The organism is Nocardioides aquaticus, assembly GCF_018459925.1.
Classification (GTDB): domain Bacteria; phylum Actinomycetota; class Actinomycetes; order Propionibacteriales; family Nocardioidaceae; genus Nocardioides; species Nocardioides aquaticus.
Genome location: NZ_CP075371.1, coordinates 1,305,974 through 1,321,396, shown reverse-complemented (window position 1 = coordinate 1,321,396; position 15,423 = coordinate 1,305,974). Strand labels below are relative to the sequence as shown.

The 15,423-nt window shown below is 74.1% G+C and carries 12 protein-coding genes and 1 pseudogene; 3 read left to right on the top strand and 10 right to left on the bottom strand.

The genetic code is table 11. The features are described 5' to 3' along the window. Positions 1 to 24: 24 nt before the first annotated feature. The 9 genes and pseudogenes from ilvN to ENKNEFLB_RS06370 all read right to left on the bottom strand — a co-directional run bounded on the left by ilvN (position 25) and on the right by ENKNEFLB_RS06370 (position 9,929). Positions 25 to 555 carry an acetolactate synthase small subunit gene (ilvN, locus tag ENKNEFLB_RS06410; protein ID WP_214058435.1) on the bottom strand — a complete coding sequence of 177 codons (531 nt, stop codon included), beginning with the start codon at positions 553 to 555 and terminating at the stop codon, positions 25 to 27. Then, a complete protein-coding gene (locus ENKNEFLB_RS06405) occupies positions 552 to 2,321 on the bottom strand; it encodes an acetolactate synthase large subunit (RefSeq protein WP_214058434.1) in 1,770 nt (589 codons plus the stop codon). The genes ilvN and ENKNEFLB_RS06405 overlap by 4 nt, the downstream gene beginning before the upstream one ends. Positions 2,322 to 2,563: 242 nt before the next feature. Beyond that, a complete protein-coding gene (locus ENKNEFLB_RS06400; RefSeq protein ID WP_246535872.1) occupies positions 2,564 to 3,820 on the bottom strand; it encodes an FAD-binding domain-containing protein in 1,257 nt (418 codons plus the stop codon). Between the two features lie 26 nt (positions 3,821 to 3,846). Further along, the gene (locus ENKNEFLB_RS06395; RefSeq protein ID WP_214058433.1) at positions 3,847 to 4,641 is read right to left on the bottom strand and encodes a 4a-hydroxytetrahydrobiopterin dehydratase; all 795 of its coding nucleotides are present in this window, start codon (positions 4,639 to 4,641) and stop codon (positions 3,847 to 3,849) included. Positions 4,642 to 4,702: 61 nt separating this feature from the next. Further along, complete coding sequence (locus ENKNEFLB_RS06390) at positions 4,703 to 5,116, bottom strand: VOC family protein (RefSeq protein ID WP_214058432.1); 414 nt, start codon at positions 5,114 to 5,116, stop codon at positions 4,703 to 4,705. Between the two features lie 151 nt (positions 5,117 to 5,267). Continuing rightward, the gene (locus ENKNEFLB_RS06385; RefSeq protein WP_214058431.1) at positions 5,268 to 6,542 is read right to left on the bottom strand and encodes a kynureninase; all 1,275 of its coding nucleotides are present in this window, start codon (positions 6,540 to 6,542) and stop codon (positions 5,268 to 5,270) included. Positions 6,543 to 6,569: 27 nt separating this feature from the next. Continuing rightward, positions 6,570 to 7,232, bottom strand: a complete 663-nt coding sequence (locus ENKNEFLB_RS06380) for an SDR family NAD(P)-dependent oxidoreductase (RefSeq protein ID WP_214058430.1) — start codon at positions 7,230 to 7,232, stop codon at positions 6,570 to 6,572. An 89-nt stretch (positions 7,233 to 7,321) separates the two neighbouring features. Further along, positions 7,322 to 9,054 (bottom strand): annotated as a pseudogene (gene ilvD / locus ENKNEFLB_RS06375) (dihydroxy-acid dehydratase). An 86-nt stretch (positions 9,055 to 9,140) separates the two neighbouring features. After that, a complete protein-coding gene (locus ENKNEFLB_RS06370) occupies positions 9,141 to 9,929 on the bottom strand; it encodes an adenosylcobinamide-GDP ribazoletransferase (RefSeq protein ID WP_214058429.1) in 789 nt (262 codons plus the stop codon). 110 nt (positions 9,930 to 10,039) lie between these two features. Between ENKNEFLB_RS06370 and ENKNEFLB_RS06365 the strand changes: the two genes are divergently transcribed. Genes ENKNEFLB_RS06365 through ENKNEFLB_RS06355 form a run of 3 tightly spaced genes read left to right on the top strand, consistent with a single transcriptional unit; the run spans position 10,040 to position 14,285 of the window. Continuing rightward, complete coding sequence (locus ENKNEFLB_RS06365) at positions 10,040 to 10,819, top strand: HAD family hydrolase (protein WP_214059345.1); 780 nt, start codon at positions 10,040 to 10,042, stop codon at positions 10,817 to 10,819. Further along, positions 10,816 to 13,413: a glycoside hydrolase family 65 protein gene (locus ENKNEFLB_RS06360; protein WP_214058428.1), complete on the top strand. Its 2,598-nt coding sequence runs from the start codon at positions 10,816 to 10,818 to the stop codon at positions 13,411 to 13,413. The genes ENKNEFLB_RS06365 and ENKNEFLB_RS06360 overlap by 4 nt, the downstream gene beginning before the upstream one ends. Continuing rightward, on the top strand, positions 13,410 to 14,285 hold the full coding sequence (locus ENKNEFLB_RS06355) for a sulfotransferase (RefSeq protein WP_214058427.1): 876 nt from the start codon (positions 13,410 to 13,412) through the stop codon (positions 14,283 to 14,285). The genes ENKNEFLB_RS06360 and ENKNEFLB_RS06355 overlap by 4 nt, the downstream gene beginning before the upstream one ends. On the opposite strand, the gene ENKNEFLB_RS06350 is transcribed toward ENKNEFLB_RS06355, so the two are convergent. Further along, entirely contained in the window at positions 14,275 to 15,405 is a 1,131-nt protein-coding gene (locus ENKNEFLB_RS06350; RefSeq protein WP_214058426.1) for a WD40/YVTN/BNR-like repeat-containing protein, read from the bottom strand. The two genes, ENKNEFLB_RS06355 and ENKNEFLB_RS06350, sit on opposite strands and share 11 nt — an antisense overlap. Positions 15,406 to 15,423: the final 18 nt, after the last annotated feature.

The following is a 15,423-nucleotide window of genomic DNA, read 5'->3' as shown; positions in this document are numbered from 1 at the left end:
GTCAGGTGGTGCGTGCGGGAGGGCTCAGACGGCCCGGGTCGGCGCGACGGGGCGCAGCGAGCGCTCGGAGATCGAGCGCTGCCCGCGACCGATCGCGACCATGCCCGACTGGACGAGCTCGCGGACCCCGAAGGGCTCGACCACGCGCAGGAAGTCGCCGAGCTTGTCGCGGTTGCCGACGATCTGGACCGTGAGCGCCTCACTGGCCACGTCGATGACCTTGGCGCGGAACAGCTGGACGGTGTCGAGCACCTGCCCGCGGGTCTCGGGCGTGGCGGCGATCTTGACCAGCATCAGCTCGCGCGTCACCGAGGTGTCGCGGTCGAGCTCGACGATCTTGATCACCTCGACCAGCTTGTTCAGCTGCTTGGTGACCTGCTCGAGCGGCGTGGACTCCACGTTGACCACGATCGTCATCCGGGAGATGTCGACGTGCTCGGTGGGGCCGACCGCGAGGGACTCGATGTTGAAGCCGCGGCGGCTGAACAGCCCGGCGATGCGGGCCAGGACGCCGGGCTTGTCCTCCACGAGGACCGACAACGTGTGCTTGGTCATGTCAGCTCGTCCTCGTCGAACTCGGGCGCCAGGTCGCGCGCGTGCTTGATGTCGTCGTTCGAGGTGCCGGCGGCGACCATCGGCCACACCATGGCGTCGCGGTGGACCCGGAAGTCGACCACGACGGGCGTGTCGTTGATGCCCATCGCCTTCTCGATCGTGGCGTCCACGTCCTCGGGCCGCTCGCAGGCCAGGCCGACGCAGCCGTACGCCTCCGCGAGCTTGACGAAGTCGGGGATGCGCTTGGAGTGCAGGTCGGTGTTGGAGTACCGCTCCTCGTAGAAGAGGGTCTGCCACTGCCGCACCATGCCCAGCGACTCGTTGTTGATGATGGCGACCTTGATCGGGATGTCGTTGATCGCGCAGGTGGCCAGCTCCTGGTTGGTCATCTGGAAGCAGCCGTCGCCGTCGATGGCCCACACGGTGCTGTCCGGGCAGGCGACCTTGGCGCCCATCGCGGCCGGCACCGAGTAGCCCATCGTGCCGAGGCCGCCGGAGTTGAGCCAGGTGCGCGGCTTCTCGTACTTGACGAAGTGCGCCGCCCACATCTGGTGCTGCCCGACGCCGGAGGTGTAGATGGTGTCGGGGCCGGCGATCGCGCCGAGGCGCTCGATGACGTACTGCGGGGAGAGCGCGCCGTCGGCGGGCACGTCGTAGCCCAGCGGGTAGGTCTTCTTGACCCCGGCCAGGAAGTCGACCCACCCCTCGTAGTCGCCGGTGGTGCCCTGGTCCGCCTCGGCCTGCAGCAGGACGATCAGGTCGGCGAGGACCTCGCGGACGTCGCCGACGATCGGCACGTCCGCGTGCCGGTTCTTGCCGATCTCGGCCGGGTCGATGTCGGCGTGGATGACCTTGGCGCCGGGGGCGAAGGAGTCGAGGTTGCCGGTCACGCGGTCGTCGAAGCGGGCACCGAGGGTGATCAGCAGGTCGGCCTTCTGCAGGCCGGCGACCGCGGCCACGGTGCCGTGCATGCCGGGCATCCCGAGGTGCTGCGGGTGGGAGTCCGGGAAGGCGCCGAGCGCCATCAGCGTGGTGACCACCGGGATGCCGGTCATCTCGGCCAGGCGCAGCAGCTCGGCCGAGGCGTTCGAGCGGATGGTCCCGCCGCCGACGTAGAGCACGGGCTTGCGGGACTCGAGGATCAGCCGGGCGGCCTCGCGGACCTGCTTGGCGTGCGGCCTGGTGACGGGGCGGTAGCCGGGCAGACCGAGGTCGGTGGGCCAGGCGAAGGTGGTCTGCGCGGTGAGCGCGGACTTGGCCACGTCGACCAGGACCGGGCCGGGGCGCCCGGTGGAGGCGATGTGGAAGGCCTGGGCCACCGCGCGCGGGATCTCGGCGGGGTCGGTGACCAGGAAGTTGTGCTTGGTGATCGGCATCGTGATGCCGCGGATGTCGGCCTCCTGGAAGGCGTCGGTGCCGATCATCGAGGCGCCCACCTGTCCGGTGATCGCGACCAGGGGCACCGAGTCCATGTGCGCGTCGGCCAGCGGGGTGACCAGGTTCGTCGCCCCGGGGCCCGAGGTGGCCATGCAGACGCCCACCCGGCCGCTGGCGGCGGCGTACCCCTGGGCGGCGTGGCCCGCGCCCTGCTCGTGGCGGACGAGGATGTGGCGCATCGAGGAGTCCATCATCGGGTCGTACGCCGGGAGGATCGCGCCGCCCGGGATCCCGAACACGTGCTCGGTGCCGGCCGCCTCGAGCGAGCGGATCAGGCTCTGCGCGCCGGTGATCGTGCCCGACGACGTCGTCGTGCTCTGCTGGGTCATGTCTGGTCCGTTCTCGGGGCTGGTCCTGGCAACAAAAAACCCCTCGGTTGCCCGGGCAACGAGGGGTGACGCGCTGGCGGTGTGACTAGCCGACGCGTCGAGGACGTACGAGGAGGTGGCGCATGCCGCCACCGTAGCCCGGGGCCCCTGGCCGCGTCAGCAGCCTACGCTCGACTGGCCACATGGTGAGACACCGGTCCCAGGTCGTGGACTCACGTCCACCGCCCGGCCCGGCGGGTGGGTCACGGGGCGGGCGCGCCGATGCCCTTGCGCCAGGCCGAGAAGGACTGCACCGCGGTCGGCCGGGGACGGGCCAGCCAGGGCCAGGGGTGCGTCTCGACCACGTCGACGCGGGCGGCGTGACGGGCCCAGCCGGGGACCGGTGCCCAGGTCGCCGCGACGGGGCGGCGACCCAGCTCCTCGGGGACCACGCCCCGGCGGACCTCCAGGTCGCGGCCGGCGGCCAGCTCGCCGAGGGTCTCGGCGAGGAAGACCAGGCGCTTGCCCGAGAGCGTCAACCGGCGCAGCAGCGGCTCGTCGAAGACGAAGACGGCCGGCCGGGCGGGGTCGGCGGCCAGCGCCGGGTCGCCCTCGCCGAGGGACTCCGCGGTCAGCCAGACCACCTCTCCCCCGTCACCCTCGATCGTCGCGGGGCCGGCCGGGATCTCGCCGCGGGACAGGTCGGGGCCGTCGACGGCGGGACCCCGGTCGGCGTCGGGCCACGACTGGACCGGGCAGGCGTGGGACAGCGCGCAGGAGCCGCACAGGGCCGGCGCCCGCTTCTCGACCTGCCAGCGGCTGAACCCGTACGGCTTGCCGCTGCCGGTGCCGGTGGTCCACTGCCAGCCCAGCCGGTTGGCCGCCCGCGAGCCGTCGAGCAGGTGCACGAACATCTCCTGCTCGCCGTCGCGCCAGTCGGCGCCGGCCCGGACCGTCCACTGCGAGGCCAGCCACATCCGGGTCTGGTTGACCAGCCAGCCGTCGTCGTGGAGCTCGCCGACGACGACCTCCATGCACCGCATCTGCGCCGGCCACGGGTCGGCCACGCTGACCGGTCCGGCCGCGACGGCCCCGGGCGCGGGCCGCGGCTGGTCGTGGCGCAGCGAGGTGCCGAGGTCGGTGCCGACGCGGGCGTACAGGTGCCGGGCGTACTCCTGCCAGAGCAGCTCGTCGCGGTACTTGCGGCGGTCGCGGGCGGGTGCGGCACCGGCGGCGTCCCAGACCTCGCGGAGCCGGAGCAGGCCGTGGCGGATGTAGGGCGACATCCTGCTGGCGCCGCGCCGCGACTCCGGCAGCACCGTGCTGCGGCGGGAGGCGTAGCCGGTGACGTCGAGCGTCGCCAGGGCGGTGTCGGCCGCGGACTGGCCGCCGCTGATCCCCCCGGCGGCGATCCCCCCGGGTCCCTCCAGGGCGAGGTCGCCGAGGTGCTCGGCGACCCAGGAGACGACGTCCTGCTGCTCGGCCCCGTCGGCGACCGACGGAGGCGGGGGCAGGATCACGCGTCAGCCACGTCCGAGCCAGGTGGTCACGCACGCCTTGTTGCCCTGCGCGTCGGCGAGCACGGTGAAGCGCGGGGCCACCGCGTCGGAGACGAGGGTGCCGCCGGCGTCCAGCGCCGCCTTGATCCGACGATCGGCGTCCTCGGGGGCAGGCGCAGGTCGAGGTGGAAACGCTGGACCGGCGACGCGGCAGCCTGGCGGTCGGCCTCGGTCACCGGCTCGTCGGTGACCTGGAACCACAACGTCGGGCCACGGCCGTCGGGGTCCACGACGGCGTCGTCGTCCTCCGGGGCGTCGTAGGCGAGCAGCGCGGCCCAGAACGGGCGCACCTCGTACAGGTCCCGGGTGTCGAGGGCGATCTCGAGCACCTGGAGCTTCTCGGTGGCAGCCCGGGCGCCGAGGCGGCCGGCGTGGTCGCTGATGGTGCGGGCCAGGTCGATGTCGCGGCTGGTGACGCCGCCGACGTCGTGGCTGCTGAGGTGGATCTCGACGAAGCCGTAGCGCAGGTCGACGTCGGGGTGGTGGTCGGCGGCCTCGGCGGCCTTGCCGACGTGGTCCACCAGGGCCAGCCCGGTGGCGAAGTCGCCGGTCTCGAACCGGGCGTGGAGCTGGTCGAACATGATCCGCCAGTCGTCCAGCAGCGCGGCCTCGACGCCGTGGCCGTCCAGGACCGCCTTCGGGTCCGGCTCCTCCAGCGTCGCGGTGCCCTTCTCGTGGGCGTCGCGGCCGTCGGGGGCGTGCACCTCCTGCGGCTCGGCGGGGGTCTCGTCCCGCTGCTCGTCCTGCTGGTCCTGGTGGTCCTGCTGCTGCTCGTCGCTCATCGGGTCACCCTGGCCCGCGGCGCCCCCGTCGGGACAGCCCTGTGAGGGTGGGATCGCGCCGTCACGGCAGCACCGACGCACCGATCTGGCCCGGGTTGAACGCCACTTCCCACCGGATGCCGGCCGGGTCCGCGAAGTAGCCGGTGTAGCCACCCCACTCCCGCGAGGCGCCCTGACCGACCTCGCTCGCGCCGGCCACCCGGGCGTCCTGGAGCACGAGGTCGACCTCGCTGCGGGACGCGACGTTGTGGGCCAGGGTCACCGGGACGAGGCCCGGCCCGGTGCGTACGGGGCCCACCTCGCTCTCGAAGGACGCCTGCTCCCACAGCGACAGCACGACCCGGTCGGCCACCCGGATCATGATCACGTCGCCCACCTCGACGTCGGCGTGCCAGCCCAGACCGTCGACGTAGAACGCCCGGGCGGCGGCCAGGTCGGGCACGGCGATGGTCACGAAGCTCAGTCGCTGGTCCATGTGCCGACCCTAGGGCCGTGCGCCGACAGGGGCCACCAGAGCGCCGCGGACCGTCCGCGAGCGTCACCTCGGCTGTCCGCGAGCGTCATCTCGGCTGTCCGCGAGCGTCATCTCGGCTGTCCGCGAGCGTCACCTCGGCTGTCCGCGAGCGTCACCTCGGCGGGGCGAGCTCCTCGGCGATCGCGTCCATCCCGGCGCGCACCTCGGCGAACGACGTCGACAGCGGCGACAGCCCGAGCCGCAGGCCGCCCGGGTCGCGGTAGTCCGGCACCACGTCGCGCGCCCACAGCCGCCGGGTGACCTCCTGCATCGCCGGGTGCCGCAGGGTCACGTGGCCGCCGCGGCGCTCGGCCGCGCGCGGGGAGACCACCTCGACGCCGTGCTCGGCCAGCTCGTCGTCGGCGAGGTCGACCACCATCCGGGTCAGCGCGAGCGACTTCGCCCGCACGGCCGGCATCCCGACCGCCTCCAGCAGGTCGAGCATGTCGGCGAGCGCGAGCATCCCGACGACCGGCGGGGTGCCGGACAGCATCCGTCGGATCCCCGCGGCCGGCGCCCAGTCGGGCCCCATCCGGAACGGCTCGGCGTGCCCGATCCAGCCGCGCACCGGCTGGGTCAGGGCGTCGGGCCCCTCGAGGTGCCGGGCGGCGACGTAGGCGAAGGCCGGTGAGCCGGGCCCGCCGTTGAGGTACTTGTAGGTGCAGCCGACGGCGAGGTCGGCGCCCCAGGCGTCCAGGGCGAGCGGCACCGACCCGACCGAGTGCGACAGGTCCCACAGCACCAGCGCGCCGGCGTCGTGGGCGAGCGCGGTCAGGGCGGGGCCGTCGGCCACCCAGGACGAGCGGTACGCCACGTGGCTGAGCGCCACGAGCGCCGTGTCGGGACCCAGCACCCCGGCCAGCTGGTCCGCGGTGACGCCGGCCGCGGGGTCGACGTCGACCCACCGGACCCGCAGCCCGAGCTCCTCGGCCACCCCCGCGGCCAGGTAGCGGTCGGTGGGGAAGTTGTCGGTGTCCATGACGATCTCGTGCCGCCCGGGCCGGGCGGCCACCGCCGCGCGCATGGCCTTGTAGAGCAGCACGGTGGTCGAGTCGCCGACGACCGTCTGGCCCGGGGCCGCGCCGAGGCAGGTGGCGCCGATCCGGTCACCGAGCAGCGTCGGCAGCTCCATCCACTGCTCGTCCCAGCCGCGGATGAGCCGGCCGCCCCACTGGTCGTCGACGAACGCCGCGAGCCGCGGGCCGGTCACCCGCAGCGGACGCCCGAGCGAGTTGCCGTCGAGGTAGACCAGCGGCTGCTCGGAGCCGACGAAGAGGTCGCGGTGGGCGGCCAGCGGGTCGGCGGCGTCGAGCGCGGCGGCGTCGGTGGAGCCGGCCGGCGTGGTGGACGGCGTGGTGGGCGGGTCGGCGGGGTCCGTGTCGGGCACCCGCCGACCCTAGGTCGTCCGGACGGGTCAGTCGGTCGAGACCTGGTGGCGGAACTCGCCGCGCTCGGCGTGCATCGTCCAGAGACGGTCGGCGAGGACCTCGGGGTCCTTCTCGCCGCCGGGCTCGATCGCACCGCCGATGATCAGCTGCCCGACGTGGATGCCCTCCTCCTTCAGCTCCTCGTGGAGCAGCTGGGCGTACGCCGCCTGCCCCGCGAAGGCGACCGAGGTGCCGGTGACGGCGCGGCCGGGCTTGACGGCCGAGCCGCCGTTGACGAACAGGATCGTGCCCTTGTCCTCGCCCAGGAAGCGCATCCCGGGGACGACCTCGTGCACGGCCGCGACGGGGCCGTAGATGGAGAACTCGACCGGGCCGACGAGGTCCTCGGGCGTGGTCTCGAGCACGGGCCGCATGAACTTCTTGTCCGGCAGCGGGCTGTACTGGAGCACCTCGATCGGGCCGAGGGCCTTGACGGCCTCGTCGAGCGCGCGCCGGATCGAGGCCGGGTCGCGGACGTCGGCCGCGAAGCCCTGGGCCTGCACCCCGTCGTCGGCCAGCGAGGTGGCGAGCGCGTCGAGGCGGCCCTGGTGGCGGGAGATGAGCGCGACGGAGAAGCCCTCGCGGCCGAACCGACGTGCGACGGCGGCGCCGAGGCCGCTCCCTGCTCCGATGATGGCGAGTGTGGTCATGACGGGTCCAACCCGAGGACCCGGCGGCCTCTTCCGCGCAGACGGGTGAGGAACGCCTCGCCCCCGACGCCGTCGCGACAGTCCCCCGGTCAGCTGGTGACGGCCCCGGCCGCGGCGGACTGCACCGTCTTGGCGTACTTGCCGAGCACGCCGCGGGTGTACTTCGGCGGCAGCGGCTCCCAGCCCTCGCGGCGGGAGGCCAGCTCGGCCTCGTCCACGTCGACGTCGAGCAGGCGCTTGGCGACGTCGAGGGTGATCGTGTCGCCGTCGCGCAGGAAGGCGATCGGTCCGCCGTCGACGGCCTCGGGGGCGACGTGCCCGACGCACAGGCCGGTCGTGCCGCCGGAGAAGCGGCCGTCGGTCAGCAGCAGCACGTCCTTGCCGAGGCCGGCGCCCTTGATCGCGGCCGTGATCGCCAGCATCTCGCGCATGCCCGGCCCGCCCTTGGGGCCCTCGTAGCGGATGACGACGGCGTCGCCGGCGGTGATCTCGCCGGCGGTCAGCGCGTCCATCGCGGCGCGCTCGCCGTCGAAGACCCGGGCGGTGCCGGTGATCACGGACTCGTCGAAACCGGCCGACTTCACCACGGCACCCTCGGGGCCAGCGAGCCCTTCAGGATGGTCAGCCCGCCGGTGGCGTGGATGGGCGAGCGGAGCTGGCGGATGATCGTGCCGTCGACCGGGGGCGGCGCGATGTCGGCGAGGTTCTCGGCGACGGTACGGCCGGTGCAGGTCAGCGCGTCCCCGTGCAGCAGGCCCGCCTCGAGCAGGGCCTTCATCACCATCGGGATGCCGCCGACGCGGTCGAGGTCGACCCAGACGTACTTGCCGAACGGCTTCATGTCGGCCAGGTGCGGGACCTTCTCGCCGATCCGGGTGAAGTCGTCCAGGGTCAGCTCGACCTCGGCCTCGTTGGCGATCGCGAGCAGGTGCAGCACGGCGTTGGTGGAGCCGCCGAGCGCCATCGCGACCGCGATCGCGTTCTCGAAGGCCTCCCGGGTCATGATCTGCCGCGCGGTGATGCCCTGGCGCAGCATCTCGACGACGGCCATCCCGGACTGGTGGGCGATCTTGTCGCGGCGGCGGTCGACGGCCGGCGGGGCGGCCGAGCCGGGCAGCGCCATGCCGAGGCCCTCGGCGACGGCGGCCATCGTGTTCGCGGTGTACGCGCCGCCGCAGGCGCCCTCGCCCGGGCAGATCGCGCGCTCGACCTTGTCGACCTGCTCCCGGCTGATCTTGCCGGCCAGGCAGGCGCCGACGGCCTCGAAGGCGTCGATGATCGTGACGTCCTCGCCGTCGACCTTGCCCGGCATGATCGTGCCGGCGTAGAGGAAGACGCTGGCCAGGTCGAGCCGGGCCGCGGCCATCAGCATCCCGGGCAGCGACTTGTCGCAGCCGGCCAGGAGCACCGAGCCGTCCAGGCGCTCGGCCATCATCACCGTCTCGACCGAGTCCGCGATGACCTCGCGGGAGACCAGCGAGAAGTGCATGCCCTCGTGGCCCATCGAGATGCCGTCGGAGACCGAGATCGTGCCGAACTCGAGCGGGAAGCCGCCGGCGGCGTGCACGCCGTTCTTGACCGCCTTGGCCAGCCGGTCCAGCGACAGGTTGCACGGGGTGATCTCGTTCCAGGACGAGGCCACACCGATCTGCGGCTTGAGGAAGTCGTCGTCGTCCATCCCGACCGCGCGCAGCATGCCGCGGGCGGCGGCCTTCTCCAGGCCGTCGGTCACGTCGCGGCTGCGTGGCTTGATGTCCACGCCGGGCGCGGCGCCCTGGGTTCCGAGGGTGCTGCTGCCGGGGCCGTCGACCGTGGTGCTCATGGGGCGAGGCTACGACGCCGGCGCGCGTGCAAGCGGCGCAGGTCAGCCCTCGGTCAGCCAGCGGCCAGCCAGCGGTCAGCCAGCGGTCACCCCGCGGTGACGCCGAGCAGCACGACCAGCTGCACCGCGTAGACCGCCGCACCCAGGCAGTCCCCGGTCTGCCCGCCCAGGCGGCGCACCAGCACGCGCCCCCACCAGACCAGCAGCAGCGCCGACCCGACCAGGCCGACCAGCAGCCCGACGGGGTCCAGGACCGCCAGCGGCACCGCGAACGGCACCGCGAGCAGGGACGCCGTCGCCAGCGTCCGTCCGGACGCCCGACCGCCGACGTCCTTGGACAGCCCGGCCGGGCGGTCCGCCGGCGGGACCAGCCGCATCACCGTGACCGCGCCGAGCCGACCCAGCGCGGCCGAGGCGACGACCCCGGCGACCACGAGCCCGGCGCCGGCCGTGGCCACCAGCGTGGTCAGCAGGGCGACGCGGAGCCCGACGGCGAGCACCAGCCCGAGCGCGCCGTACGAGCCGACCCGGCTGTCCTTCATGATCTCGAGCGTCCGCTCGCGGGTCGTCCCGCCGCCGAGCGCGTCGCAGGTGTCGGCGACCGCGTCCTCGTGGAACGCCCCGGTCAGGCGTGCCTCGACCACCAGCGCCAGCAGCACCGCCACCCACGCCGGCCACCAGGTGCCCGCGCCCAGCACGACCGCGGCGGTGACGAGACCGACCAGGCCGCCGACCACCGGGAACCACACCAGGCTGCGGCCGAGGCCGACCCGGACCTGCTCCCCGGAGAGGGCCGCCGTGCCCGGCACGGGGACCCGGGTCAGGAACTGCACCGCCAGCAGCGGGGGCGCCCAGGGCGGCGGGGAGTCGCTCACGCGGCCAGTCTCCCCTGCCGGCCGGCCACCGCGCGGACCGCCCATGACACGTCCCACACCACCGTCCAGGCCCGCGGGCCCGCTCCTGCCCATACCCTTGGAACGTGCCAATCCACCTCGCGCAGTCCTGGCCGGCCCACGAGGCCGTCCTCTTCGACCTCGACGGCGTCGTCACGCCGACCGCGGAGGTGCACATGCGCGCCTGGTCGCACATGTTCAACGCCTGGCTGGACGGCCTCCGCGAGTCCGGCGACGCGCCGGCCGGGGCCGACCTCTCGGCGTACACCGACGCCGACTACTTCGCCCACGTCGACGGCAAGCCGCGCTACGACGGCGTCCGCGACCTCGTCGCGTCGCGCGGCATCGCCCTGCCCGAGGGTGACCCCACCGACGAGCCCGCCGCCGAGACGGTCTGCGGGCTCGGCAACCGCAAGAACGACGCGTTCAACGAGGTGCTCGAGCGCGACGGCGTGACCGCCTACCCCGGCTCGGTCGCCCTGCTCGACCACCTGCGCGACCTCGGCCTGCCGCTCGCCGTCGTGTCGTCCTCGGGCAACGCCCCGGCCGTGCTGGAGGCCGCCGGCCTGCTCGACCGGTTCGCCTTCGTCATGTCCGGCGTCGTGGCCACCGAGCGCGGCCTGCCCGGCAAGCCCGCCCCCGACACGTTCCTGGCCGCCGCCGAGGAGCTCGGCGCCTCGGCCGCCGGCTGCGTCGTGCTGGAGGACGCCGTGTCCGGCGTGAAGGCCGGCGCCGCCGGCGGGTTCGCCGACGTGGTCGGCGTCGACCGCGGGGCCGGGGCCGACGTGCTGACCGCCGCCGGCGCGACGCTGGTCGTCTCGGACCTCGCCGAGCTCGTGCCCGCCGACGGGACCGCGGGAGCCGCCTCGTGATCGCCCACGACGCCACCAGCGACCCGCTCGACCGCGGCCGCTTCCCCGCCGACCCCTGGCGCCTGGTCGAGACGTCGCACTCGGCGGCCGACCTGGGCGTCACCGAGACGCTCTTCACCACCGCCAACGGCTACCTCGGCCTGCGCGGCAACCCCGAGGAGGGCCGCGACGCCTACGCGCACGGCACCTTCGTCAACGGGTTCCACGAGACCTGGCCGATCAGGCACGCCGAGGCCGCGTTCGGGTTCGCGCGGACCGGCCAGACCCTGGTCAACGCCCCCGACGCCAAGGTCCTCAAGATCTACGTCGACGACGAGCCCCTGATCCTCGGCACCGCCGACCTCGAGCACTACGAGCGCACCCTGGACTTCCGCGACGGCGTGCTGCGCCGCAGCCTGGTCTGGCGCACCCCGTCGGGCAAGCGGGTCCGCGTCGAGTCGTCCCGGATGGTCTCGATGGTCGAGCGGCACCTCGTCGTGATGCGTCTCGAGGTCACCATGCTCGAGGGCGACGCCCCGATCGTGATCTCCTCGCAGCTGCTGAACCGTCAGGACGGCAAGGACGAGTACCACGTCCCGGACGCCGCGATGGGCGAGGGCGTCGACCCCCGCAAGGCCAGCGCGTTCGAGGACCGGGTGCTGCTCCCCCGCACCTCCTCGGCGACCCCCGACCGGATGGTCCTGGGCTACCGCACCGCCCACTCGCAGATGACTATCTGCGTCGCGGCCGACCACGTCTTCGACTGCGCCGACGCCCACGAGGTCCGCGCCTCCCACGAGGACGACCTCGCCAAGGTCGTCTTCCGCGTCGAGGCCCGCGAGGGTCACCCGATCCGGCTCGACAAGCACGTCAGCTACCACACCTCGCGCGGCGTCCCGGTCCGCGAGCTCGCGGACCGCTGCGACCGCACGCTGGACCGCGCGGCCGGCCACGGCGTCGAGCACTACCACCGGGTGCAGCACGACTGGTTCGACCGGTTCTGGCAGAACACCGACGTGGTGCTCGACGAGGGCGCGAAGGACTCGGCCTCCATCCAGCAGGCGATCCGCTACAACCTCTTCTCGCTGGCCCAGGCCAGCGCCCGCGCCGACCAGCAGGGCGTGCCCGCCAAGGGCGTCAGCGGCTCCGGCTACGAGGGCCACTACTTCTGGGACACCGAGGTCTACGTCGCCCCGTTCCTGACCTACACCCAGCCCGACCTCGCCCGGAACACGTTGCACTTCCGGGCCCGGATGCTCCCGGCGGCCAAGGCCCGGGCCGGGGAGCTGGCCCAGACCGGCGCGCTCTTCCCCTGGCGCACGATCAACGGCGAGGAGGCCTCGGCCTACTACGCCGCCGGCACCGCCCAGGTCCACATCGACGCCGACGTGGCCTACGCACTGTCCAAGTACGTCGACGCGACCGGCGACGTCGGGTTCCTGCTCCGCGACGGCATCGACATCCTCGTCGAGACCGCCCGCTTCTGGGCCGACCTCGGCTTCTGGCGCAGCAACGGCACGGACACCTTCCACATCCACGGCGTCACCGGTCCGGACGAGTACACGACGGTGGTCAACAACAACCTGTTCACCAACGTGATGGCGCGCTACAACCTCGAGCGCGCCGCGTGCGCGGTCGACCTGGTCCGCGAGACCGACACCGCGTCGTACGACCGGATGCGCCACCGCCTGGGGTTCGACCCGGCCGAGGCCGAGGAGTGGCGCCGCTGCGCCGCGGGGATGACGATCCCCTTCGACGAGGGCATGGGCATCCACCAGCAGGACGACCACTTCCTCGACCGCGAGGTGTGGGACCTGTCCCGCACGCCGGCCGAGACCCGGCCGCTGCTGCTGCACTACCACCCGCTGGTGATCTACCGCTTCCAGGTGCTCAAGCAGGCCGACGTCGTGCTCGCGCTGTTCCTGCAGGGCGACCGGTTCACCACGGAGGAGAAGCGCGCCGACTTCGAGTACTACGACCCGATCACCACCGGCGACTCGACCCTGTCGGCGGTCGTGCAGTCGGTGATGGCCGCCGAGGTCGGCTATCACGAGGTCGCGCTGTCGTACTTCTGGAAGGCGCTCTTCGTCGACCTCGACAACCTCCACGGCAACACCGTCGACGGCCTCCACGTCGCCTCCTGCGGCGGCGTCTGGAGCGCCCTGGTGTTCGGCTTCGCCGGCATGCGCGACCACGGCGGCGTGCTCAGCTTCGACCCGCGCCTGCCCGAGGAGTGGCCCGCGCTGACCTTCCCGGTCCGCTGGCGCGGCAGCCGGCTCCGGGTCGAGGTCACCGGCGACCACCTCGCCGTCGAGGTCGTCGAGACGGGCGCCGAGGACGAGGTGACCATCTGGGTGCGCGGCACCCGGTACGCCGTGGCGGCCGACCGTCCGTTGCGGGTCGACCTCGACGGCCATGGCCTCCGGATCGCCGGCGAGCTCGGCGACACGCCCCTGATCGGGGGACGGCGTGCCGACGGCACCCGGATCACCGCCGGGGTGCCCGAGCCGAGCCTGGTCGCCGCCGAGCGCGAGGGCGCCGGCCCGGACGGGATCGGGGCCGCACCCGCGTCGCCGACGGCGCCGCCGGTCGGTCCGCACGTGGCGACGACGTGACCCGGCGCGCGCCGGTCCTGGTGACCGGGGTCCCCCGGTCCGGCACGACGTGGCTGGCCCGCGAGCTGGCCGCCTCCCCCGGCACCGCCCTGGGCGGCCGGGAGCCGATGAACCCGCGGGGACGTCAGCACGCGCTGGCCGGCACCCTCGACGGCTGGGCCCGGCTGACCACGCCGACGGCCAGGCAGCGGCGCGCGCTCGCCCTGGCCTACCGCGGCGCGGACCCGCGGGTCTTCTCCCGCTACGGCCACCGGCAGTGGGCCGCGCCGCTGCCGTGGACACGCGTCGTGGTCAAGGACCCGTTCGCCCTGCTGTCCCTGCCCGCCGTCGTCGCCACGACCGGGGCCCGACCGGTGCTGGTGCTCCGCCACCCGGCCGCGGTCCTCGGCAGCTACCGCCGGATGGGCTGGTCGCCCGACCTCGAGGAGCTCGCGGGCGTGCTCGCGGCCGCCGGTGACGTCCGCGACCCCGCCGGCGAGCCGCTGCACCTGCCCGCGCCGGGGACCGTCGGCGAGGCGGAGGCGATGGCCTCCTTCTGGCACGTGCTGCACGCGCTCGCCCTGGCCGACGCCGCCTCGCTGCCCGGGCTGCTCGTGGTCGACCACGAGGACGTCGCGGCCGCCGACGGGTGCGTGCTCGCCGCGCTGCGCGCCAACCTCGGCCTCGCCGCGCCCGCCGACACCCCCGCCGACACCCCGGCCGCGCCCACAGGGTCCGCGGGCGACACCGGCGACCTGCACCGGCTCGACCGGTCGCCGGAGCAGGCCGCCACCGCCTGGCGCGCGCACGTCGACCCCGAGGAGCTGGCCGTCGTGGAGCGGGTCACCGCCTCCACCCGCGCCCGCCTGGCCGAGCTGCGTCTCAGGGGCTGACCGCCGCCGGGATCCGCGCGGCCCGCACCACCAGCACGTCGGGCAGGTCGGAGACCAGCGTGGTCCACGACCCTCCCCCGTCCACGGAGGCCCAGACCGACCCGGCGCGGGTGCCGACGTACAGCCCCGCCACGTCGTGGTCGTCGGTGCACATCGCGTCGCGCATCACCCCGACGTACGCCCGCTCCGGCAGGCCCTGGCCGAGCGGTTCCCAGGTCCCCCCGGCGTCCCGCGAGCGCCAGACCAGCGGCCGCGCGTCGGGGGCGTAGCGGCCCATCCCCTCCTCGCCCCCGCCGAGCGGGAAGACGAAGACCGTGTCCGGCTCGTGGGGGTGGACGACCACCGGGAAGCCGAAGTCGGTCGGCAGGCCCGCGGCGATCGAGGTCCAGCTCGCGCCACCGTCGTCGGAGCGGTAGACGCCGCCGTGGTTCTGCAGGAAGACCCGGTCGGGGCGGGCGGGGTGCCGCGCCACCTTGTGCACGCACTGCCCGTACGCCGGGTACTGCTGTCCCTCGGGCAGGAAGTCGGCCCGGACCCCCTGGTTCGACGGCGCCCACGACGCGCCGTCGTCGTCGGTGCGGTAGACGCCGCCGGTCGAGATCGCGGCCATCAGCGAGGACGGGTCGTCGGGGTGGGGCAGCAGGGTGTGGAAGGCCTGACCGCCGTACCCGGCTCCCCACGACGACCGGTGCGGGTGCTCCCACAGGGCCCGTTCGAGCGCGAAGCTCTCGCCCCCGTCGGTCGAGCGGAAGACCGCACCGGGCTCGGTGCCGGCCCAGACCACGCCGGGCGCGCTGCCGGCCGCGAGCTGCCAGACCCGCTCCACGCTGGCGTCGACGTCGTCGGGGAACCGCACCGCCCCGCCGGGGGTCTCGGCCCAGGTCGCCCCGAGGTCGTCGGAGCGCCGGACCTGGGGACCGACCCAGCTCGACGACGCCCCGACCAGCAGGCGGGGCCGCTCGCCCCGGGTGTCGACGAGGCAGGAGTAGACCTCCTCCATGTCGTGGTGGGGCCCGGTCAGGTCCCAGTCCTGGCGGGCGGCGTCGGACCGCCCGATCCACAGCCCCTTGCGCGTGCCCACCAGCAGCACCGTCTCGTCGTCGGTCCTCGTGTCGGTCATCCGGCCCTCCTGCGTCGG

Bases quoted from the DNA above. Each gene is read 5' to 3' on its own strand.
- ilvN (WP_214058435.1), bottom strand. From the start codon at position 555: ATGACCAAGCACACGTTGTCGGTCCTCGTGGAGGACAAGCCCGGCGTC.
- ENKNEFLB_RS06405 (WP_214058434.1), bottom strand. From the start codon at position 2,321: ATGACCCAGCAGAGCACGACGACGTCGTCGGGCACGATCACCGGCGCG.
- ENKNEFLB_RS06395 (WP_214058433.1), bottom strand. From the start codon at position 4,641: ATGAGCGACGAGCAGCAGCAGGACCACCAGGACCAGCAGGACGAGCAG.
- ENKNEFLB_RS06390 (WP_214058432.1), bottom strand. From the start codon at position 5,116: ATGGACCAGCGACTGAGCTTCGTGACCATCGCCGTGCCCGACCTGGCC.
- ENKNEFLB_RS06380 (WP_214058430.1), bottom strand. From the start codon at position 7,232: ATGACCACACTCGCCATCATCGGAGCAGGGAGCGGCCTCGGCGCCGCC.
- ENKNEFLB_RS06350 (WP_214058426.1), bottom strand. From the start codon at position 15,405: ATGACCGACACGAGGACCGACGACGAGACGGTGCTGCTGGTGGGCACG.